19 protein-coding genes are annotated in these 20862 nt (G+C 71.1%); 8 read left to right on the plus strand and 11 right to left on the minus strand.

Going from position 1 to position 20862, the window contains the following annotated elements:
- Window positions 1-19 precede the first annotated feature (19 nt).
- On the minus strand, window positions 20-928 hold the full coding sequence (locus tag I2501_RS29290; RefSeq protein ID WP_196197307.1) for an SDR family oxidoreductase: 909 nt from the start codon (window positions 926-928) through the stop codon (window positions 20-22).
- A gap of 104 nt (window positions 929-1032) precedes the next feature.
- On the opposite strand from I2501_RS29290, the gene I2501_RS29295 reads away from it, so the two are divergent.
- Complete coding sequence (locus I2501_RS29295; protein WP_196197308.1) at window positions 1033-1968, plus strand: cyclase family protein; 936 nt, start codon at window positions 1033-1035, stop codon at window positions 1966-1968.
- Between the two features lie 360 nt (window positions 1969-2328).
- Here I2501_RS29295 and I2501_RS29300 read toward each other — a convergent pair whose 3' ends face one another.
- From I2501_RS29300 to I2501_RS29320, 5 genes are all read right to left on the minus strand, one after another.
- On the minus strand, window positions 2329-3375 hold the full coding sequence (locus I2501_RS29300; protein WP_196197309.1) for a GDSL-type esterase/lipase family protein: 1047 nt from the start codon (window positions 3373-3375) through the stop codon (window positions 2329-2331).
- Window positions 3376-3463: 88 nt separating this feature from the next.
- Window positions 3464-3940, minus strand: coding sequence for an ATP-binding protein (locus tag I2501_RS29305; RefSeq protein WP_328806721.1), 477 nt, complete (start codon window positions 3938-3940; stop codon window positions 3464-3466).
- A 268-nt stretch (window positions 3941-4208) separates the two neighbouring features.
- Window positions 4209-5138 (minus strand): acyl-CoA dehydrogenase, encoded by a 930-nt coding sequence (locus I2501_RS29310; RefSeq protein WP_196197310.1) that lies wholly within the window; start codon window positions 5136-5138, stop codon window positions 4209-4211.
- Window positions 5139-5140: 2 nt separating this feature from the next.
- Window positions 5141-6289: an acyl-CoA dehydrogenase family protein gene (locus I2501_RS29315; RefSeq protein WP_196197311.1), complete on the minus strand. Its 1149-nt coding sequence runs from the start codon at window positions 6287-6289 to the stop codon at window positions 5141-5143.
- Window positions 6290-6440: 151 nt separating this feature from the next.
- On the minus strand, window positions 6441-7670 hold the full coding sequence (locus tag I2501_RS29320) for an amidohydrolase family protein (protein ID WP_196197312.1): 1230 nt from the start codon (window positions 7668-7670) through the stop codon (window positions 6441-6443).
- 91 nt (window positions 7671-7761) lie between these two features.
- Between I2501_RS29320 and I2501_RS29325 the strand changes: the two genes are divergently transcribed.
- The 3 genes from I2501_RS29325 to I2501_RS29335 all read left to right on the plus strand — a co-directional run bounded on the left by I2501_RS29325 (window position 7762) and on the right by I2501_RS29335 (window position 11300).
- Complete coding sequence (locus I2501_RS29325) at window positions 7762-8463, plus strand: isochorismatase family protein (RefSeq protein ID WP_196197313.1); 702 nt, start codon at window positions 7762-7764, stop codon at window positions 8461-8463.
- Window positions 8460-10049, plus strand: coding sequence for a class I adenylate-forming enzyme family protein (locus tag I2501_RS29330; RefSeq protein ID WP_328806722.1), 1590 nt, complete (start codon window positions 8460-8462; stop codon window positions 10047-10049). Before I2501_RS29325 ends, I2501_RS29330 begins: the two co-directional genes overlap by 4 nt.
- A 156-nt stretch (window positions 10050-10205) precedes the next feature.
- Entirely contained in the window at window positions 10206-11300 is a 1095-nt protein-coding gene (locus tag I2501_RS29335) for an alpha/beta hydrolase (protein WP_196197314.1), read from the plus strand.
- A 78-nt stretch (window positions 11301-11378) separates the two neighbouring features.
- Here I2501_RS29335 and I2501_RS29340 read toward each other — a convergent pair whose 3' ends face one another.
- Window positions 11379-13526 carry a bifunctional glycosyltransferase/CDP-glycerol:glycerophosphate glycerophosphotransferase gene (locus tag I2501_RS29340; RefSeq protein WP_196197315.1) on the minus strand — a complete coding sequence of 716 codons (2148 nt, stop codon included), beginning with the start codon at window positions 13524-13526 and terminating at the stop codon, window positions 11379-11381.
- A 121-nt stretch (window positions 13527-13647) separates the two neighbouring features.
- On the minus strand, window positions 13648-14004 hold the full coding sequence (locus tag I2501_RS29345; RefSeq protein ID WP_196197316.1) for an STAS domain-containing protein: 357 nt from the start codon (window positions 14002-14004) through the stop codon (window positions 13648-13650).
- A 271-nt stretch (window positions 14005-14275) separates the two neighbouring features.
- On the opposite strand from I2501_RS29345, the gene I2501_RS29350 reads away from it, so the two are divergent.
- The 3 genes from I2501_RS29350 to I2501_RS29360 all read left to right on the plus strand — a co-directional run bounded on the left by I2501_RS29350 (window position 14276) and on the right by I2501_RS29360 (window position 16697).
- Window positions 14276-14932 carry a sigma-70 family RNA polymerase sigma factor gene (locus I2501_RS29350; RefSeq protein ID WP_196197317.1) on the plus strand — a complete coding sequence of 219 codons (657 nt, stop codon included), beginning with the start codon at window positions 14276-14278 and terminating at the stop codon, window positions 14930-14932.
- Window positions 14929-16062, plus strand: a complete 1134-nt coding sequence (locus I2501_RS29355) for a zf-HC2 domain-containing protein (RefSeq protein WP_196197318.1) — start codon at window positions 14929-14931, stop codon at window positions 16060-16062. Before I2501_RS29350 ends, I2501_RS29355 begins: the two co-directional genes overlap by 4 nt.
- Before the next feature lie 161 nt (window positions 16063-16223).
- Window positions 16224-16697, plus strand: a complete 474-nt coding sequence (locus I2501_RS29360) for a carboxymuconolactone decarboxylase family protein (protein ID WP_196197319.1) — start codon at window positions 16224-16226, stop codon at window positions 16695-16697.
- Window positions 16698-16750: 53 nt separating this feature from the next.
- Here I2501_RS29360 and purU read toward each other — a convergent pair whose 3' ends face one another.
- Window positions 16751-17620 carry a formyltetrahydrofolate deformylase gene (gene purU, locus I2501_RS29365; RefSeq protein ID WP_328806723.1) on the minus strand — a complete coding sequence of 290 codons (870 nt, stop codon included), beginning with the start codon at window positions 17618-17620 and terminating at the stop codon, window positions 16751-16753.
- Between the two features lie 73 nt (window positions 17621-17693).
- Window positions 17694-18143, minus strand: coding sequence for an SCO4402 family protein (locus tag I2501_RS29370; protein ID WP_196197321.1), 450 nt, complete (start codon window positions 18141-18143; stop codon window positions 17694-17696).
- A gap of 323 nt (window positions 18144-18466) precedes the next feature.
- Here I2501_RS29370 and I2501_RS29375 point away from each other — a divergent pair, with 323 nt between their 5' ends.
- Window positions 18467-19648: an ABC transporter substrate-binding protein gene (locus tag I2501_RS29375; protein WP_196197322.1), complete on the plus strand. Its 1182-nt coding sequence runs from the start codon at window positions 18467-18469 to the stop codon at window positions 19646-19648.
- Window positions 19649-19669: 21 nt separating this feature from the next.
- On the opposite strand, the gene I2501_RS29380 is transcribed toward I2501_RS29375, so the two are convergent.
- On the minus strand, window positions 19670-20761 hold the full coding sequence (locus tag I2501_RS29380) for a hypothetical protein (protein WP_196197323.1): 1092 nt from the start codon (window positions 20759-20761) through the stop codon (window positions 19670-19672).
- Between the last annotated feature and the right edge of the window lie 101 nt (window positions 20762-20862).

A 20862-nucleotide genomic window follows, 5' to 3' on the forward strand; every position in this document is an offset into this window, starting at 1 on the left:
GCCACCCACCTGCCGTCCGTTACGCGTTGGGACGCTCGTCGGCGGCAGCGGCCTTGGCCATCGCCTCCAGCTGCGCGAGCATCGGCATCGGGTCGACGCCGACGGTGCCGGGGAGGAAGTCGGCGATCCGCTCCGGCGTCCAGCCGCCCTGCTCCGCGTACATGGCGCGGAGTTCGCGCGGCTGCGCCCAGACCGCGATCTTCGGGCCGGCCACCGTGTAGACCTGACCGGTGATTTCCTTTGCCTGTGCGGAGAGCAGGTAGACCACCAGGGCCGCCACGTCCTCCGGCTCGCCGATCTCCTTGAGCTCCATCGGGACGTTGGCCGACATCCTGGTGCGCGCCACCGGGGCCACGCAGTTGGCGGTCACGCCGTACTTGTGGAGCCCCAGCGCGGCGCTGCGGACCAGCGAGATGATGCCGCCCTTGGCCGCGCTGTAGTTGGCCTGGCTGACCGACCCCTGGTGGTTGCCGCTGGTGAAGCCGATCAGCGTGCCGCCGCCCTGCTTGCGCATCAGCGCGGACGCGGCACGGAAGACGGTGAAGGTGCCCTTGAGGTGGGTGGCGATGACCGGGTCCCACTCCTCCTCGGACATGTTGAAGAGCATCCGCTCGCGCAGGATCCCGGCCACGCAGACCACGCCGTCGAGCCGTCCGAACGCCTCGACGGCCGCTCGGACGACGCGTTCGCCGCCCGCCATGGTGGCGATGTCGTCGGCGACGGCTATCGCCTCGCCGCCCGCCGCCTCGATCTCCTTGACCACCTCGTCCGCCACCTCGCTGGTCGGCGCGGAGCCGTCGATGCCGACGCCGTAGTCGTTGACCACGACCTTCGCGCCCTCGGCGGCGCAGGCGAGCGCCACCGCACGCCCGATGCCGCGTCCGGCCCCGGTGACCGCAACCACCTTGTCGCGCAGGAACTCAGCCACGCCGTACCCCTCCTCAAGAATCTGACGGACCGTTAGATTCTAGGAGCGAGAAGAGACGAACGGGAAGAGACGATCGGCAAGACCGGAAAGAGGAGGCGAAGCGCATGCCCGCACCCAGCGACTTCGACGCGTTCCGTGACATCGCCAAGCGCATCTCCAACTGGGGACGCTGGGGCGCCGAGGACGAGATCGGCACGCTGAACCTGATCACGCCGGAGGTCGTCCGCGCGGCGGCTGCCTGCGTCCGCACCGGCAAGCGGTTCGAGCTGGCCCTGCCGCTGCAACAGCAGGGCGTGCAGAACGGGATGATCCCGGGCCGGGTCAACCCGCTGCACAGCATGGTCGCGCTCAACTTCGAGATGTTCGGCCCGGGCGCGATCGCCACCAGCGACGACGTGGCCACGCTCGGCCTGCAGGCGGGCACCCACTGGGACGGCCTGGGCCATGTCAGCCACGGCGGCCGGATCTACAACAACCGCCCCGCGGACTTCATCAACGCCCAGGAGGGCGCCACCCGTTCCGGCATCGAGAAGGCGACGCCGCTGGTCACCCGGGGCGTGCTGCTGGACGTCGCCCGGGTGCACGACGTCGGCCGGCTGCCCGGCGACCACGTGGTCACCCCCGAGGACCTGGACGCGGCGGAGGAGGCGGCCGGGACGCAGGTCCGGGCCGGGGACGTGGTGCTGATCCGTACCGGCCAGATCCAGCTCTACCTGGGCGGCGACCGCGACGCCTACGCCTTCCCCTCTCCCGGCCTCGGGCTGCGCTGCCCCGAGTGGTTCCACGACCGGGACGTGGTGGCGGTGGCCAACGACACGCTCACCTTCGAGATCTTCCCGCCCGAGATCGACGGCCTCTACCTGCCCGTCCACGCCCTGGATCTGGTGGAGATGGGCATGATGCAGGGCCAGAACTGGAACCTGGAGGAGCTGGCACGGGACTGCGCCGAGGACGGCGTCCACGAGTTCCTGCTCGCCGCGCCGCCGGAGCCGTTCACGGGCGGCGTGGGCGCGCCGGTGGCGCCGATCGCGGTGAAGTAGTCGGCTCGCCTCGGAGGTTGCCCGACAGCCCCGCAGAACCCTCGGGGGTGGCGCGGCGCCGTGCGCGGATTTCTTCACGCGGCACGGCGCCCCGCCACCTCTCCCCCGACCTGCGGCCGGGGGCGCCCCCGTCGACGCCTGGGCCCTGACCAGCGTCGACGCGATTCGCACTCGCCAAGGATGCGGGCAGCACAAAGGACCGGGCGCCCTTGACGTCCCCTCGCAACGAATCGCTGAATCCAAGCGTGATCAGGCGGACACGTCACGTCAATGGCTTGTCCGGAATTCGGATTGGTTGCGTACGGTTTGAGACTTCATCCGTTCGTTGCAGTAACCGGAGTCGGGCCTCCTGCAACACCGTCACCGGCCGGTCTCGGCCGCCGCATATCGGCGTCCCATCTCCTGCTGATGGGCGGCGTCCGGGTGCAGGCCGTCGGGCAGCACGCCGCGGGCGGCGTCCGCGGCGGAGCACAGTTCGCGGCCGTCCATCCAGGTCAGCGCGGTGTCACCGCGCTTGCGGAGCAGTTCGACGGAGCGCTGAAGCACCTCGCGCAGCTGAGCGAGCGTGAGATCGCCGAAGCGCTCCAGCATTCCGTCCGCGAGTTCGGTCTCTCGTTCGCCACCGAACACAGGTCCGACAACAGTGATCGGAACATCCGGTCGGCGGGAGCGAATTTCGGCCAACAGCCCGTGCACAGCGGGAGCGAAGGTTCGTTCGCGCAGGGCAGCCGTGTTGTAGACGTTGATACCGAGTTCCAACGTCATGAAATCTGCTGGGTGTTTTGCCAGCATTCGCCCGACCAGAGGGTCGAGCAGGCAGCCGCCACCGTAACCGAGATTGGTCAGGTTCCGGTCGAGCAACCGCGCCGCCGTGGCCGGCCAGGTCTGCGTCGGAGCGGCGGCGTAGCCGTGGGTGATGCTGCTGCCGTAGACGGTCCAGCGCGGACGCGGGTCGGGCGCGGGGTGCAGCGGCGCACCGTCGAGCGCACGCAGTCCGCGCAGGCGGACGGCGGGGGCGATGGGCAGCGCGATCTCGACGTCCTTCATCCCGGCGGGCAGCCCGCCGAAGACCGCCCCGGCGACGCCGAGCGCCGTCGACCGCACCAACTCGCCGTCCACGGACAGGTCGCACCAGGCCTCGAAGACCGGACCGCCCTGGAGTTGGACGGACTCCGCGTCCAGCAGCAGCCGGGTGGACGCGGTGCGCACCCGCAGCCGGATACCGCTCGGGCACATGGCGGGCAGCACCACCGCCGGGTGGTGCAGGTCGAGATCGGCGACGGGCAGCCGCCAGGGCAGCGTCCAGGACCGGTCAGCGGCCCACTCGACGTCGATGACGCCTTCGAGTGCGCGGGCGACCTCGGTCACGCCCCACGAAGTCGCAGCCCACGGGGTCGTAGCGTTCACCCCGTCCCCGTTCCCGCTCTACCTGTCGATCAACCGCGCCAAGGATCAACCGAGCCGCGCCGCCTGCTGGTTGCCAGAGCTCCGGTTGTCAGAGCTCCGCGGCGAGCAGCGCCTCGGTGTCGAACGCGAGACCGTCGGCCGGGCACGGGGCGTCCGGCGCCAGTTCGCACCAGACCCGTTTGCCGCTGCCGTCCGGGAACCAGCCCCAACGGGTCGTCAGGAAACTGACCAGCTCCAGCCCGCGTCCGTTGGTCGACTCGTCGGCGGCGGCGCGCGGTGCGGGCGGTACGTCGGACGCGTCGGTGACCTCGACGCGCACCGGTCGGTGCCCGGCGTCGCCGCCGACGGGGAAGACCAGCCGGAGCACCGCCGGGGAGCCGGTGTGCACCACCGCGTTGGTGACCAGTTCGGAGACGACCAGGACCAGGGTCTCCGCGATCGGGGCGTCCGGTGCGAAGCCGCAACCGGTGAGACGGCTGCGCGCCCAACGGCGGGCGCGGCCCACCTCCGCCGGGTCGGCCTGGACCGCCGTCTGGACCTGAAGCACCTGTGCCTGCACCTGCACTTGTCACACCACCCGTGCTTGCGGGATCAACCGGGCCGAGCGACCGCGCGAGCCGCCTACCGGCGCGTTTGCGTCCAAGCATGATCCCGCCCCATGCCGGGCAGCATGGTCTTCGGGCATATTCCAGTCGAGGAGCCGCCCGGAGGTGCATACTGCCCCGGCCGCTCCGCCACCCGGGACGAACAGCTTGCTGCGCACTCCCGTGAGCGTAATCGACGCGCGCCGCGACGCCCGGAAACTGGGGGGCGTCGCGGCAAAACCACCCTTCCTACAAGTGTTCAGCGGTGCCGCCGACAGGGCTGTCGGCCGGACCGTCCGCCAGACCCTCGGCCAGTCGGTCGAGGCACAAGTCGCGGTCGGCGCAGGCCTGTTCCCACGCCCAGGCCCGCTTGAGCAGCAGGTGCACCGAGGCTTCCCAGGTGAACCCCATACCGCCGTGGACCTGAAGACAGTCCCGCGCGCCGTGCACGGCGGCGTCGTCCGCGAGCAGCTTGGCTCCGCCGATCTCACCCGCGTCGCCGGAGACCGCCGCGGCGTAGACGGCGACCCGGGCCAACTCCGCGCGCGCCAGCATGTCGGCGCACAGGTGTTGTACGGCCTGGAACGCCCCGATCGGCTGTCCGAACTGCTCGCGCTGCTGCGCGTAGCGGACGGCGTCCGCGACCGTCCGGGCGGCGAGTCCCGCCTGGAGCGCGGCGGTCAGCACCGTCGCCTCGGCGGCGACGCGGCACGCGGTGGGCGGGTCGAGACGCTGTCGCGGGGCGGGGAGCGGTCCGGTGACGTGCCACAGCGGCGTCTGCGGGTCGACCGCGCGGGCCGGTTCGGCGTCCAGCGTCCCCGGTTCGAGGACGGTCACCCCGTCGTCGTTCAGGAGCAGCACGTGGTCGAGCGTCGGCAGGTGCGGGACGAGCAGCGGTCCGCGGGCCGGGACGCGGACCGCCTCGGCGCGGCCGGTCAGCCCGAGCGTGGCGGCCAACTCCGTGCCGACCAACGGCCCTGGGACGAGGGCGCGTCCGGCCTCCTCGAAGGCGAGGACCGCCTCCGGCAGCCCGAGCCCGACCCCGCCGTCCACCTCCGGCACGCGCAGCGTGAACAGCCCGACGTCGACCAGGTCGCCCCACTCCGGCGCGCCGTCCTTCAGCAGGTCGCGCAGGCCCGTCTGAAGCGCACGCTGGTCGTCGGTCAGCTGGAAGTGCATCGTCACCGTCCCTTCGGCAGGCCCAGAATGCGCTGGGCGACGATGTTGCGCTGGATCTGCGAGGTCCCGGCGGCGATGGTGTAGGAGAGGCCCTGCAACCGCTGCGCCGTCCACGGCCCGTCCACCAGCGCCTCCGCGCCGACGACGCGGGCGGCCAGGTCCTGGAGCCGCTGCCGCGCCTCGCTGAACCGCAGCTTGAACACACTCCCGCCCGCGCCCGGGACGCCGCGCGACGCCGCCTCGGACACGTTCCACTGCACCAGCCGCCACAGCGCGGTGAACTCCGCGGCGAGCGCGGCGAGCGAGCGGCGGAGTTCGACGTCGTCCCAGGCGCCGTTCTGCCGTGCGACGCGGGCGAGTTCGCGTACCTCCCGCTGGCAGGCGACGGCTTCGCTGGCGAAGGCCGTCCCGCGCTCGAAGCAGAGGGTGACCATGGTGACCCGCCAGCCGTCGTTCTCCTCCCCGACCCGGTTGGCGACCGGCACCCGCACCTCGTCCAGGAACAGCTCGGCGAACTCGGTCGTCCCGGCCAGCGTCCGCAACGGCCGGACGGTGACGCCCGGACTGTCCATCCGCATGGCCAGCCAGGTGATGCCGCGATGCTTGGGCGCGGCGGGGTCGGTGCGCACCAACAGCTCGCACCAGTCGGCGACTTCGGCGTGCGAGGTCCAGATCTTGCTGCCGGTGACGACGTAGTCGTCCCCGTCCCGGACGGCCCTGGTCCGGAGCGCGGCGAGGTCGCTGCCCGCGCCGGGTTCGCTGAACCCCTGGCACCAGATCTCGTCCCCGCGCAGGATCGGCGGCAGCAGCCGTTCGCGCTGCGCGGGGGTCCCCTCGGCGGCGATGGTCGGCCCGGCGTGCAGGAGGCCGACGAAGTTGGCCCCGACGTAGGGCGCGCCCGCGCGCTCAGTCTCTTCGAGGAAGATCAGGTGCTCGGACGGCGTCGCGCCACGGCCTCCGGCGTCCTCGGGCCAGTGGATACCGGCATAGCCTGCGTCGAAGAGTCGCCGCTGCCAGGCCGTGTCGTAGGCACGGCGGCCGGGCCAATCCGAGGGATCGGGTGGCGCGGGGAGTTCGGGGAGGGTCTTGCCGAGCCATTCGCGTAGGTGCCGACGGTAGTCGGCTTCGGCAGGGGTATCACTGAGCTGCACCTGTGCACTCTCCTTGTGCTGCAGCCACCAGGGGCGCGGGGAACTGCGCGAGAAACCACCGTGTGCGGATGGCCCTGCTCGATCGGCGCGCCAGGTGGGTGGGTGGGTTATCGCGTAGTTCCCCGCGCCCCTAGGTAGTGCAACGTCCCCGCTAGCGAAGGTTTCCGTTCGCGTCCAGGTGCTTGTCCAGGTCGAGCTGCAGCATGCGAATCGCGTTGCCGCGCAGCACCTTGTAGACGACCTCCGGCGCCAAGCCGGCCATGTGCTCCTCGGCGACAGCCTTCGTCTCCGGCCACGTCGAGTCCACGTGCGGGTAGTCCGTCTCGAAGGTCACGTTGTCCACGCCCACCGTGTCCAGCGAGGCGACCCCGTGCCGGTCACGGAAGAAGCAGGCGAAGATCTGCCGGTAGTAGTACGTCGACGGCGGCTCGGGGATCACGTCCCGGACCCCGCCCCACGCGCGGTGCTCGCGCCAGACGTCGTCCGCGCGCTCCAGCGCGTAGGGGATCCAGCCCATCTGGCCCTCGCTGTACGCGAGCTTCAGCCTCGGGAACTTCACCAGCACGCCGGAGAAGAGGAAGTCCGTCATCGACGCCATCGCATTGTTGAAGCTCAGCGTCGCCTGCACCGCCGGGGGCGCGTCCGGGGAGGCGGCCGGCATCTGCGAGGACGAGCCGATGTGCATGTTGACCACCGTGCCGGTCTCCTCGCAGGCGGCGAAGAACGGGTCCCAGTAGCCGGAGTGGATCGACGGCAGGCCCAGGTAGGTCGGGATCTCGCTGAAGGTCACCGCCCGCACGCCTCGTGCGGCGTTGCGCCGGATCTCGGCGACGGCCAACTCGACGTCCCAGAGCGGTATCAGGCACAGCGGGATCAGCCGACCGCCGCTGTCGCCGCACCACTCCTCGACCATCCAGTCGTTGTAGGCGCGCACGCAGGCCAGCGCGACCTCCTTGTCCTTCGCCTCGGCGAAGGTCTGACCGCAGAACCGCGGGAAGGTCGGGAAGCACAGGGAGGCCTCGACGTGGTTGCTCTCCATGTCCAGAAGGCGCGCCTTGGGATCCCAGCAGCCGCGACGCATCTCGTCACGGGTGATCCCGTCCAGCGTCATCTCGTCCCGCGAGAAGCCAACGGCGGCGATGTTGCGCTTGTACGGGAACTGGAGGTCCTCGTAGATCCACCAGTCGGTCGGCGGTCCGTCCGGGTCCATGCTGATCCGGTACTTGCCGCCCACGTACTCCAGTTGACCGATACCGGCACGGAGCGGCTGCGGGCCGCGGTCGCGGTACTTGGCCGGGAGCCACGTGTCGAAGAGATGCGCCGGCTCGATCACGTGGTCGTCGACGCTCACCACCATCGGAAGTTCGGCGGAGTTATCCATGCGAGGCACCCTCTCCACAACCCTTTACCTGACGGTCCGTCAGATTCAGACTAGTGACGGACAGCTGAAGCGGCAAGCGAGCGAGGACCGGATGGGTGTAGAGGGAAAGAAACGGCTGGACCGGCAACGTGACCTGCTCGACCGACTGCTCGACCCGGCGCGCACCGCCGTCATCACCTGCGAGTGTCAGCAGGGCGTGCTCGGCGAGGAGGCGGTCTTCCCCGCGCTGGCCGAGGCCGCGGCCAAGACCGGGCTGGTGGGGAACGTCCGACTGCTCTGCGAGGCCGCCCGCGCGGCCCGCGTGCCCGTCGTCCACTGCACCGCCGAGCGCCGCGCGGACGGGCTGGGCGCCAACACCAACGCCCGGCTCTTCGCCGCGGCCGCGCGCACGCCCTTCGACCCCGCCCTGCACGCCGGCATCGGCGCGGACCCGGAGCGCGACCTGGTCCTCCCCCGGCTGCACGGCCTCGGGCCGTTCCAGGACACAGGCCTCGCGTCCGCGCTGCGCAACCTCGGGGCCACGACCGTGGTCGTCACCGGCGTCTCGGTCAACGTCGCGCTGCTGGAGCTGACCCTGGGCGCGGTCGACGCCGGACTGCAGGTGGTGATCCCGACCGACGCCGTCGCCGGGACCCCGCCCGAGTACGCCGAGGCCGTGCTGGCCAACACCCTCGCCCTCGTCGCCACCCTCACCGACACCGCCACCGTGGCGGCCGTACTGGCCGCCAGAGCCGCCACAGCTGCCGGAGCCGCCGGAGCTGCCGGAGCTGCCGGACCAAGGAGAGACTCGTGACCCTCGCCGACGCCGGATCGCTGTGGGACCTGCTGGAACAACGCGTCGCGGCCACGCCGGACGCGCCGATGCTGATCCAGGCCGCCGACACCCCCGCAGGCGACGCCGACGCCGACACCGCAGGCGAGCCGGACCGGCAGCTGACGTACCGTCAGGTCCGCGACCGCGCCGAGCGGATCGCCGCGGGGCTGCGCGCCGAGTACGGGATCGAGGACGGCACGCCGGTCGCCTGGCAGTTGCCCACGCGGATCGAGACGGTGCTCGTCTCGCTCGCCCTCTCCCGGCTCGGCGCGGTGCAGACGCCGATCATCGCCATCTACCGGGGCGCGGAGGTCGGCCACATCCTCGGCGAGTCCCACGCGCGGCTCTACCTCGTCCCCGGCGTCTGGCGCGGCTTCGACTACGTGACGATGGCCGAGGAGCTGACCCGGGGCTGGCAGCGGCCACCGGCAGTCCGTGTCCTCTACGACGACGCCGACCTGCCCGACGGCGACCCGGTCACCCTGCCGCCCGCGCCGCGCGCGGACCTGGACGACGCGCACGCGCCGGTGCGGTGGGTCTACTACACCTCCGGCATCACCTCCGCGCCCAAGGGCGCCCGGCACACCGACCGGACGCTGATCGCGGGCGGCAGCGGCTTCGCGCGGGCGCTGGACATGGGCCCGGACGACGTCGGCTCGATCGCCTTCCCCTACGCCCACATCGGCGGCCCCGACTACCTGGTCGCGCTGCTGGTGCACGGCTTCCCCGCGCTGCTGCTGGAGGTCTTCGCGCTGCCCGACGTGCTGCCCGCGTACCGGCGCAACGGCGTCACCATGGCGGGCGGCAGCACCGCGTTCTACTCCGCGTTCCTGGCCGAACAGCGCAAACTGCCGCCCGGCGAGCGGCTGATACCGACGCTGCGGATCATCTCGGGCGGCGGCGCGCCGATGCCCCCCGAGCTCCACCGGGAGGTCACCGAGGAGATGGGCGTGGTCCTCGCGCACGGCTACGGCATGACCGAGGCCCCCGCCATCACCATGGGCTCCCCCCGCGACACCCCCGAGCAGCTGGCGTTCACCGAGGGCCACCCGGTGCGCGGCTGCGAGGTGAGGGTCGAGGACGGCGAGATGTGGCTGCGCGGCCCGATGGTCTGCCGCGGCTACACCGACGCCGAGCTGACGGCCCAGGCCTTCACCGCCGACGGCTGGTTCCGCACGGGTGATCTCGGTCACGTCCGCCCGGACGGGCACGTCCGGCTGACCGGTCGGCTGAAGGACATCATCATCCGCAAGGGGGAGAACATCTCCGCCAAGGAGATCGAGGACCTCCTCTACCAGGACCCGCGCGTCGGCGACGTCGCCGTGATCGGCCTGCCGGACCCGGTGCGCGGCGAACGCGTCTGCGCGGTGGTGGAGCGGAAGCAGGGCGTCGAACCGCCGTCGCTGGCAGATGTGGCGGCACGGCTGCGGGCGGCCGGGCTCATGACGCAGAAGATCCCGGAGCAGTTGGAGGTCGTCGAGGCGCTGCCGCGCAACGAGACGCTGCGGAAGGTGCTGAAGCACCAGCTGCGGGACATGTTCGCCGGGCTTCCGTGGGAGGGGTAGCCGGGCGAGCGAAACCCCCGCCGACCGACTGTTCGGGGTTCATCCGCGGGTATGAAGACGCTGTCAATCAGCTGAGTAGGCTCGAACGAGCTCGAAAGTCTGGTTCTCGCCCGGTAGTCGCACCAGGAGACGGCGGGAGTTTCCTGAAAGGTCGCGATGAGCCTCACCGGTACACCCTTCTTCGTGCTGACCGTCGTCCTCGTGGTCGTCGCCCTGGCCGCGCTGTTCGGGCTGTGGAACCGAATACCCGGCCCGGGCGCGGCCAGACTGGCGGCCAGATTCGGGCTGGCCGTCCTGAGCCAGCTCACCGCCGTGGTCATGGTGCTGGTCTACCTCAACAACAGCATGGGGCCGTTCTACGACAGCTGGAGCGACCTCTTCGGCGGCAGCACGACGGTCAGCGACACCGCGCTCTCCGGCAACAACGGCCACCACGGCGGCGACGGCGTCGCGCCCGGCGGCAAGCTGACCTTCTCCTCCTACCTCCCCGGCGTGCTGAAGACCCGCACGGTCGGCGCGTCCTCCGGCATCGAGGGCAGCCTCTACGTCTGGCTTCCGCCGCAGTACCACGACCCCGCGTACGCGAACACCGACTTCCCGGTGGTCGAACTGCTCCCCGGCACGCCGGGCACGCCGCAGGCGTGGTTCGGGACGATGAAGGTCCAGGACGAGATGAGCAAGCTGATGGCCGCGGGCACGGTCAAGCCCATGATCATGGTCTCGGCCAAGCTGAACGTCCTCGGCGGCAACACCGACCCCGGCTGCGCGGACATCCCGGGCGTGGCCCGGACCGCGACGTGGCTCTCGCGGGACGTGCCGGCGCTGATCCGGTCCAACTTCCGCGCCGCGAAGGCACCGTCGCAGTGGGCGATCATGGGCTACTCCGCGGGTGCGTACTGCGCGGTCAACCTGACGGTCCAGCACCCGGACGTCTTCGGCTCGGCGGTCAGCCTGTCGGGCTACAACACGCCCGAATCCCCCCTGGTCACGAACAACTTGGGGCTGAGCCGCGCCAACGACCCGGTGTACCAGCTGAAGCACGCGAAGAAGCAGCCGCCCGTGTCGTTCCTGATGGGCGGCAGCCTCCAGGACCAGGGCACGGTGCCTGCGGCGAAGGCGCTGCTCGCGGTCCTGCGGACGCCGGGCGACAGCCGCCTGGTCACCGTCCGCGAGGGCGGTCACACCCCCACGGTGTGGCGGGAGATGCTGCCCGATGCACTGACCTGGCTGTCGGCGCGGACGTCCGGTTGAACGGTTGGGGGCGCGGGGAACTGCTGATGTGCGGCTCCGCCGCGTAGGTAGTGCAACGTCCCTCGTGCCCAACCCCGACTACTGCACGGGGAATACCCGCCGCACGACCCGTTCCGCCGCGCCGCCGTCTTCCAGCGCGCAGAACTTCGCGCGGAACGCGCCCCGCAGCTTCTCCGTCTCCCACGTGTCCGCGCCGCCGCCCACGCGGAGCAGCTCGGCCAGCTCCTCCGGCGTCGACGCGACCGCGCCCGGGGGCTCGGCCATCAGGTCGAAGTACGTGCCGCGGACGCGCTGGTACTCGTCCCAGTCCGGGGCGAAGACGACGATCGGGCGGTCCAGGACCGCGTAGTCGAACATCGTCGAGGAGTAGTCGGTGACCAGGATGTCCGCCGCCAGGTAGAGGTCCTCGACGACGGGGTACGCCGAGACGTCGACCACCCCCACGTCGTCCGGCCGGAGGCCCGCGTCGTCGTAGAAGTAGTGGGCGCGCATCAGCAGCGTCGTGCGGGGGCCGAGACTGCGGGCGAGGGTGACGATGTCGAGGGCGGGGACGAAGGTGTCCTGCTGCTCGCGGTGGGTGGGGGTGTAGAGGACGACCCGCTGGTCGGCGGGGATGCCCAACTTCTCGCGCACCGCGGCGATCTCCGCCGCGTCCGCGTTGGCCAGGCGGTCGTTGCGCGGGTAGCCCGTCTCCAGGACCTCGTAGGGGCCCGGGTAGGCGCGGCCGAAGGCGTCCGTCGCGAAGGGGCTCGGCGAGACCAGGTAGTCCCAGCGGGCGACGTGTTCCAGCAGGCGGTCCCAGTCCATGTCGCCTGCGGCCAGCGGGCGGGACTTCAGGTCCAGGCCCAAGTACTTGAGCGGGGTGCCGTGTTGGGTCTGGACGTGCACCGAGCCGGACCGCTTGGTCATCGTGTGCGGGAAGTTGACGTTGTTGACCAGGTACTTGGCCGTCGCCATCAGCTTGAAGTAGCGCGGCGTGTTGGCCACCACGTACGGGACGCCCTCCGGCAGCCCCTTGGCCTGGGCCGCCGTCTCGACCACCCAGACGCCCTTGACCTGCGGGGCGAGCTCGCGCATCGCCTCGTAGATCGCGGCCGGGTTGCAGGCGTAACCCCGGTACCAGTAGGCCGCGAAGACGGCGAGGTTCTCGTTGAGCGGGAGCCGGCGGTAGGTCTCGTAGAGGCCGCGGCGGCCCGCGCCGCGTACCGCCCGCTTCAGGGTGTTCGGCAGGGTGCGCGGCAGCGCGCGCAGCGGGCGCAGGCGCTGGTACGCGCCCCACGCGCCGCGGTCGACCAGCCGGTACTGCACGCCGCGCAGGCCCTTGGGGTAGGCGTAGCCCGCCGGTCGCCGGCGGTGGAAGTGCGCGACGGTGCGGCGGAAGAACTCCTCGCGGAGCCGCTCCGGGACCAGGCCGGGGGTGTCCAGCACGGTGACGGCCTGCTTGACCGTGCGGTCGAAGACGGCCCGGCGCAGTTCGGCCGGGATCTCCGGGTGGCGCTCCATGAACGTGAAGATCGCCTCGTACTGCGGGAACGCGTCCGCGTGCTTGGGCGAGGCGGTGTTGGTGATCGCCCCGGCGCGCTGGCGGCGGTAGAAGTAGAGGTCCTTGTCCAGGTAGCTGAGCTTCTGCGCGCCCAGCAGCAGTGGATAGGTGACCGAGATGTCCTCGTAGTAGCCGCCGCCGAACTGGACCTCCAGCGACGCCAGGTACTCGCGGCGGATCACCTTGTTCCAGACGGACATGATCATCTGCAGCAGGCCGGGCCGGTCGGCCAGGGTGAAGACCTCCGGCAGCGGCGGCTCGACCAGCAGGCGGCGCCAAGTGTCCGGCTCGGTCGTCCCGTCCGGGAAGGTGCGGGCGAAACCGGTGATCAGCACGTCGGGGCGGATCTCCGCGAGCCGCGCGGCGACCAGGTCCACCGCGCCGTCGGCCAGCCAGTCGTCGCTGTCAACGAACCACACGTAGTCGCCGGTGGCGTACTTGAGACCGACCTCACGCGCGCCGCCGAGACCGCGGTTGACGGCCAGGTGCCGCACGGTGAGGCGGGAGTCGCGCTCGGCATAGGCGTCGAGGATCGCGCCGCTGCGGTCGGGCGAGCAGTCGTCGACGGCGATCACCTGAAGTGAGGGCAGGTCGGCGGAGAGGAGGGAGTCCAGGCAGCGCGGAAGGTAGTCGGCGACGCCGTACACGGGCAGCACGATGCTGAGGGAAACTCCGGTACTCACAGCTGGTGGCGCTCCTGGTCCTGCGGCGGCGGTGCATGCGGGGCAACCCGATGCTAGTTCACCGCGCCTTCACGTCGGACCGACCGATGAAACCCCTGCTCAGAAGCGGCTCAGAAGGCGGTCAGAACGGTCGCTCGTCGGAGACCGTGAACAGCCGCCGTACGCCGAGCGCCGCGAAGACCCGGTGCACCTGCGACGGCACCGCACCGGAGGCGGGGTCCACCCGCGGCATGACCAACCGCAGTTCGCCGCCGCAGGATCGCATCAGCCGCCGGGCGGCGATCAGCACCCCGACGCCCGTCGAGTCGCAGAAGCGGACGTCCGTGAGATCGACCACCAGCTTTCTGGACCCGTTCGCCACGGCCTCGCGCACCGCCTCGCGGACCCGGCCGCCCGAGCCGAGGTCGAGATCGCCGGAGACGCTCAGCAGCACCCAGTCGTCCTGTTCGTACCGTTCCACGGTCACGTTCGTCGTCATCACGGTGCCCACGACTCTCCGACTCTTCAGCTGTCCGACCGTCCGGGTTCCCCCCGCTACCAGGACATCACTGATGGTGATGGTGCTTCAGGGTAGCCCTCGGTCCCTCGCTCTGACACTGCGTGCCACCATGCGCGCACACTTGATTCTTCAAACATTCGGACGACCGGCACATCGCGGCGCTAGATTCGACCTGAGGAGTTCTCTGAGGAATTCCCCGAGGAGTCACCTGAGCAGTCGCTGAACTGGTACCGACGGAGCGGTGGTGCTGATGACGAGTCCGGCGCCGATCCGTTGGGACCGGCAGATCCAGCGACGGCTCGCGCGCGGCGAGGAGTCCGCCCTCGGCGAGCTCTACGACCAGTTCGCGCCGCTCGTGCACGGACTCGCCAACCGCGTGCTGGGCGACCAGGCCGCCGCTGAGCAGATCACCAGGGACGTCTTCGCCCACGTCTGGGAGCACCCGGAGAGCTTCGACCCGGCCCAGGGCTCGATGCGTTCCTGGATCGGGACGCTGACCCACCGCCGCGCGGTGGAGCGCCTCCGCCGCGAGCACGCGGCCGCCGCCGGGGAGCAGGACGGCGGCGTGGACGGCCCGTTGGAGCCGCCCAGCGTCGAGGAGGAGATCCTGGCCGCGGCCACGGCCGCCCGCGTGCAGTACGTGGTCGGCTCGCTGCCGCAGGCGCTGCGGGAGACGCTGCTGCTCACGTACTTCGGCGGGCGCACCTACGGCGAGGCGGCGACCGAGCTGGGCGTCACGCCCGCCACCGCCAAGCACCGGATGCGGCTGGGCCTGCAACTGCTGGCCACCGCGCTGTCGACCAGCCCGACGGAGCCGACCGGGGCAACCGCGCCCAGTGATGCCGCCGGGTCCGCCGACTACGCGGAGCCTGCCGGGTCCACCGAGCCGACGGAGCCCGCCCGATGAGCGGCCACGAGGCACTGCGCAGCCTCCTCGGCGCCTGGGCCCTCGACGCCTGCCGGCCGGACGAGGCGGCACGCCTCGAAGCGCACCTCGCCGACTGCCCGTCCTGCGCCGAGGAGGCGCACCGGCTGCGGGACGCCGCCGGCTGGCTCTCCTCCGACGAGCCGCTCGACCCGGATCCGGGCCTGCGCCGCCAGGTCATGGCCGGCTGTCTGGAGATACGCGACGCGGACTTCCGCGTCCCCTCCTACGCCGACCCGTACGTCGCCGAGACGGCCCGCCTGGACGCGCTGCTGCGCGACCTGGGCGAGCTGGACTGGCTGGAGCAGGCCCAACTGACGTGGCACGGCGGCTCCGAGCAGCGCCGCCCGGCCGAGGTGCTGTCCCATCTCGCCGCGGTGGACGGCGTCCTGGCCGACGCGCTTGGCCTGCCGGATCCGCTGGACCGGGTGACCGAGCCGAAGCCCGCCGAAGCGGCGGACGGGCCGGGCGGCCACGTCGACGTGCTGGTCGCACGGACGACGGCGCTGCGCGAGGCGCAGTCGCGGCGACCGCCGGAGTCGGTCCGCGCGATGTGGCGTGCGCAGACGCGGGCGGTGGTCGAGACGGCGGCGCTGGCGGCCGAGGCCGACCCGGTGGTGGCGGAGGACGGCGTCGACTACGGCGCGTTCGAGCTGCGGGTGGCGGACTCGTTCCTGGACCGCGCCTTCGAGTGCTGGATCCACGCCGACGACATCGCGGAGGCGGTCAGCTATCCGTACCACCCGCCGCGCGGCGCGCACATGCGGCAACTCATCGGCCTGGCAGTGCGGTTGCTGCCGCTGGCGATGTCCGCGCTGCGCGCCTCCGGCGAGGCGACATCGCCGGACCCGGTGCCGGGCGAGCAGTCGCGCGTGGTGAAGCTGATCGTCGAGGGCCGCGGCGAGGGCGAGTGGCTGATCCCGATCGACGCCCCGGGCTGGGTTCCCCCGACGGACGTCGAACCCACCGCGACGCTGGCGATCGACGGCGTGGAGTTCTGCTTCCTCTGCGCGGCACGCCGGGACCCGCACCGCGTCCCGGTCGGCATCAAGGGCGATGCGCCAGCGGCCCGCGACCTGCTCGCGGCAGCCCGGCTGCTCTCCCGGCCCTGACGGCGACAGCCCGGCCCCGACTGCGACAGCCCGGCCCTGACTGTGGCCTGAATCACCACTGTTCGGCCGGTCGCCCGTCACACTCCTCCGGGCTGCGGTGTCATCCCTGCAGAAGCGCCTTACGGCGGAGCAGCAGGCGACAGAGCAGCTAGGAGATCGACATGGACGCCCGACTCAACCTCTTCGGCACCACCGTCGCGCCCAAGTTCAGCAAGTACATCAACGCGGCCGGGAAGGTCGTCACCGACTCGACCCTGCCCGCCGCCACGCAGGAGCTGGTGAAGATCCGGGCCAGCCAGATCAACGGCTGCGGCATGTGCCTGGACATGCACACCAAGGACGCGGCAGCGGCGGGCGAGACGGCCCAGCGCCTCAACCTGGTCGCGGCCTGGCGCGAGGCCACCGTCTTCACCGAGGCCGAGAAGGCCGCGTTGGAGCTGACCGAGGCGGGCACCCGCCTCGCCGACGCGCCCGGCGGCGTCCCGGACGACGTGTGGGCGAAGGCCGCCAAGCACTACGACGACGAGCAACTGGCCGCACTGGTCAGCCTGATCGCGCTGATCAACGTCTACAACCGGCTCAACGTGATCGTCCGGCAGCCGGCCGGAAGCTACCAGCCGGGTCAGTGGAGCTGACCGTGCGCAGTCCCTGACGGAAGCCGGCGGAAGCTCGCGGAACGTAGCGGAAACTAGCGGAAGACGACCGTGCGCGAGCCGTTGAGCAGGACGCGGTGCTCCGCGTGCCACTTCACGGCGCGGGCCAGCGCCTGGCACTCGACGTCACGTCCCAGGGCGACCAGCTTCTGGGGCGTGACCTCGTGCGAGACGCGGACGACCTCCTGCTCGATGATCGGGCCCTCGTCGAGCGCCGCGGTCACGTAGTGAGCGGTCGCGCCGATCAGCTTCACGCCGCGGGCGTGCGCCTGGTGGTAGGGCTTGGCGCCCTTGAAGCTCGGCAGGAACGAGTGGTGGATGTTGATCGCGCGTCCGGTCAGCGCCTTGCACAGGTCGTCGGAGAGCACCTGCATGTAGCGGGCCAGCACGACCAGGTCCACGCGCTCCTCGTCGACGACGCGCAGCAGCGCCGCCTCCGCCTCGGCCTTGGTGTCCGGGGTGACCGGGATGTGGTGGAACGGCACGCCGTAGGAGGCGGCCAGGTCCTCGAAGTCGCGGTGGTTGGAGACGACGGCGGCGATCTCCACCGGCAGCGCGCCCGAACTGGCGCGGAACAGCAGGTCGTTCAGGCAGTGCCCGAACTTGCTGACCAGCAGCAGCACCCGCATCCTGGCCTCGGCCTCGTGGATCTGCCACTCCATGTGGAAGGCGTCACCCGTCGCCGCGAAGCTGGCGCGCAGCTTCTCCAGGTTCACCGGCGGCTCGGCGGAGAAGTGCACCCGCATGAAGAACAGCCCGCTGTCCGCGTCGCCGAACTGCTGACTGTCCACGATGTTGCAGCCCGTGAGGAACAGGTAGCTGGACACCGCGTGCACGATGCCCTGCTTGTCGGGGCAGGACAGGGTCAGGATGTACTGCTCGGCGTTCTGCTCGGCCTCGGCCACCGGACTGCTTCTCCTTACGCGACGAACCTGGGCCCCAGGGTCCCACATCACGCCGGTGGAGCCGCGTGGCGTCTCACCCTCCGGAGCGGGTCAGGGCGGCGAGCTGGGCGAGGGAGCGGGGCAGCGTGTCCGGGTCCTCCTCGTCGGCGAGGGCGAGCCGGACGTGCGCCTCGCGGCAGGCGCGGACCGCCTCGGGCCAGGCGTGGTGCTCCAGGTAGGCGGAGACGGGCGCGTCGGAACCGATCTGGTGCATGATCCGGAGCACCCGCAGCACCGCCGTGTCGACGAGCGCGGCCTCGGTGGAGTCGCGGAAGATCGTGCCGACGTACTTCTCTGCGGACCAGCGGTCCAGCCAGGTGTCCTCGACCAGGCGGTAGACGGCGTCGGTGACGTCTCCGTAGCCCTCCCGGCCGACCGCCCAGCAGTCCTGTTGGAAACGCAGATCGCCGAGCATGTGCAGCGCTGAGCGGACTCGGGCCCGCCAACGCCACCAGGGAATGTCAGTGAGCGGCATGCCGCCCATCCTCCTGGAGCGGGTGCCGGTTCGAGAAGCCCTCACCGGAGCTTCGTCGGAAGCCTCGACCGAAGTGTGACCCGAAGCGTTATCCGAAGCCTTACCCGGAGCCTGTGCGCCTTGCATGGTGCACGATCCTACGTTCTACGCGCGCAATCACTCCTTGTTCACATCGCAGTCACCTTGCGTTGGTGTCGATGCCGTCCCGGCGTCCGATATGCCATCAAGGGTGACGTTCGACCGAAAAGCCTTTTGCGCAGCCGTTGGGGAGAGGGCAGCACATCATGATCACAAAGGGTTCCGCCCTAGTTCGACTAGGGACCGCTGTCTCCATGGCGGCGGTGCTGGGCGCCGGTCTGACGGGCTGCGGGGGGAACGCAAGCGCCGACGACGTCGTCACCGTGATGACCTGGGCTCCGATGGAGGGCCAGGCCGGCGCGGAACCCGGCGTACCCGCGATGGCCCAGGCCATCGCCGACTCCGTCAACGCGAACGGCGGGATCCAGGGCCACCAGCTGCGCGTGCTCGCCTGCGACGAACACAACACCGCGCAGGGCGCGCTCGCGTGCGCGGACCAGGCGGCGGCCGACCACGTCGCGGCGGTGATCGGCTCGTCGAGCCAGTTCGCGGCACAGTTCATGCCCACCCTGGAGAACGCGGGCATCAGCTACATCGGCGGATCGGGCGCGTCCACGGCCGAGTTCACCTCGCCGTACTCGTACCCGGTCAACGGCGGGTACCAGACCCTGCTGGTCGGCAACGGCGAGCAGTTGGCGGCGGCGGGCTGCCGCCGGGTCGCGATCGTGCGCCCGAACACGGCGGTCGGCGACACCATGTTCGACTACCTCAACGACGGTCTCTCCTCGGCCCACCTGACCGCGGTCGACGTTCCCGTCAACCCCGGACAGACCAGCTACGGCAACGAGGTCGAGACGGCGATCGGCTCCGACCAGGACGGCGACTGCGTCACCAGCGCGCTGGACGCGGCCTCCACCCAGACCTTCTACGCCAACTGGCTCCAGGCGAACCCCGCGCACGCCCGCCTCTCGGCGCTGATCGGCAGCTTCCAGCAGTCCCTCGTCGACAACCTCGGCGGCGCCACCGGCCCCCTCGAGGGCGCGCTGGCGACGGGCTGGTACCCGCCCGACGGCAGCCCCGTCTGGAAGCAGCTGCACGCGGTGATCCAGAAGTACGCCTTCACCGACAACAGCATCAACTCCGCCGACCCGGCTATCGAGACGACCTGGATCTCCTACGAGGTCTTCGACAAGGTCGCCGCGACGATCAACGGCCCGATCACGACCCAGAGCGTCCACGCCGCGTTCGACGCCACCGGCCCGGTCTCGACGGACGGCGCGACGCCGCCGCTCTCGTGGCAGAGCACCAACCTCATCGCCCTCCAGTCCGCGCCGCGCACGGTCAACACGGACGTGTCCTTCCAGCAGGTGGTCAACGGCGAGCTCACCGAGGCCCACTCCGGCCTGGTCAACGTCGCGACCCAACTGACGCGCTAGACAGCCGTACCGAAGTCCAGGTCAGAGCTGGCTCGTGCTGCGGGTCGGCAGACCCTGCGCGGAGGCGATCGGGTTCCAGAGGCTCGCCGCGCGGTCCTTCGCGTGGCTGGCGTTGACGCTCGCCGTGTCGCCCAGGTTCTTCTCGCCGCCCGGGTGCGGGTGGTGCTTCTTCTGGCAGTTCTCGACGGACTGCGCCGCCCACGCGGCATAGTGCGAGTCGGCCTCCTTGGAGGCCTCCCACCCGGTGCGCAGCGCGTCGACCAACTGCTGTCCCTGCGGCAGCTGGGACGCGTTCAGCGCGCCCAGCTGCTGCACCAGCTGGCCACGTGCCTGCGCGGCCTGGCTCAGGGTCTGCTGGGCGGCGGGCAGCGCCTGGCAGCCCTCGATGTCGCTGACCGCGCCGATCACCGCGGAGCGGTCGTTCGCCGCCGAGGACAGCAACCCGCTGAGCGCCTGCGCCTGGGACGCCGCGGTGCTCCCGCCGATCGACGCCGGGTTCGCCGACTTGGTCGTGCCCGTCCCGGCCGTCTGCGCGGACGCCGAGGGCGAGCCGCTGCTCAGCATCGCGCCCAGGCCGATACCGGCCACCGCGCACGCCGCGACCACGCCGATGGCGACGTTGCGGAGCGACGGCCCGCTGCGCCGCGGCCCGTCGTCGTAGCCGTCGTACCCGGCGTGGTTGCCATAGCCGGCTTGGTTGTCGTAACCGGCCTGGTTGTCGTAGCCGCTGTGGCCGTTGTGGTTCTCGTAGCCGTTCTGGCTGTCGTAGCCGCCGTTGTAGCCGCCGTTGTACGTGTCGTGCTCGGCACCGCCGCCGTGACCGCCGTACCCACCTTGGCCGTTGGCCTCGTAACCGCCCCGACCGCCGTAGCCGCCACCGGTGTTGTAGTCGTTGGCGTAGTCGTTGCGGTACTCGCCGGAACCGCCCGAACCGCCGTAGCCGCCGCCGTACCCGCCGCCCTGGGACGGTGGCAGGAACTGCGTGGCCGCGGCTCCGTTCTCCGCCGGAGGCCCCTGCTGGAACGGCGTCTGGTGCTCGGCGTAGTGCGCCTCTTCCGGACGGAAGAGGTCGTCCGGAGTGAGCTCGCCGGGGTTGGGTCGACGATGGTTCACGCGTTTCCTCACCTTTGACCGAGCTCGCCCAGTCGCGCTCGGGCTCCGCTCACAACGCGCACCACGCTACCCGTTACCCCCGACGGGTGACCATCCTGGGT

The organism is Streptacidiphilus fuscans (genome assembly GCF_015690355.1).
Classification (GTDB): domain Bacteria; phylum Actinomycetota; class Actinomycetes; order Streptomycetales; family Streptomycetaceae; genus Streptacidiphilus; species Streptacidiphilus fuscans.

What these genes read in the sequence shown, in the direction of transcription:
- I2501_RS29345 (WP_196197316.1), bottom strand. Translation starts at nt 14,004, where the DNA reads ATGACGACGAACGTGACCGTGGAACGGTACGAACAGGACGACTGGGTG.
- I2501_RS29370 (WP_196197321.1), bottom strand. Translation starts at nt 18,143, where the DNA reads ATGGGCGGCATGCCGCTCACTGACATTCCCTGGTGGCGTTGGCGGGCC.
- I2501_RS29320 (WP_196197312.1), bottom strand. Translation starts at nt 7,670, where the DNA reads ATGGATAACTCCGCCGAACTTCCGATGGTGGTGAGCGTCGACGACCAC.
- I2501_RS29335 (WP_196197314.1), top strand. Translation starts at nt 10,206, where the DNA reads ATGAGCCTCACCGGTACACCCTTCTTCGTGCTGACCGTCGTCCTCGTG.
- I2501_RS29350 (WP_196197317.1), top strand. Translation starts at nt 14,276, where the DNA reads ATGACGAGTCCGGCGCCGATCCGTTGGGACCGGCAGATCCAGCGACGG.
- I2501_RS29360 (WP_196197319.1), top strand. Translation starts at nt 16,224, where the DNA reads ATGGACGCCCGACTCAACCTCTTCGGCACCACCGTCGCGCCCAAGTTC.
- I2501_RS29310 (WP_196197310.1), bottom strand. Translation starts at nt 5,138, where the DNA reads ATGCACTTCCAGCTGACCGACGACCAGCGTGCGCTTCAGACGGGCCTG.
- I2501_RS29295 (WP_196197308.1), top strand. Translation starts at nt 1,033, where the DNA reads ATGCCCGCACCCAGCGACTTCGACGCGTTCCGTGACATCGCCAAGCGC.
- I2501_RS29325 (WP_196197313.1), top strand. Translation starts at nt 7,762, where the DNA reads ATGGGTGTAGAGGGAAAGAAACGGCTGGACCGGCAACGTGACCTGCTC.
- I2501_RS29355 (WP_196197318.1), top strand. Translation starts at nt 14,929, where the DNA reads ATGAGCGGCCACGAGGCACTGCGCAGCCTCCTCGGCGCCTGGGCCCTC.
- I2501_RS29375 (WP_196197322.1), top strand. Translation starts at nt 18,467, where the DNA reads ATGGCGGCGGTGCTGGGCGCCGGTCTGACGGGCTGCGGGGGGAACGCA.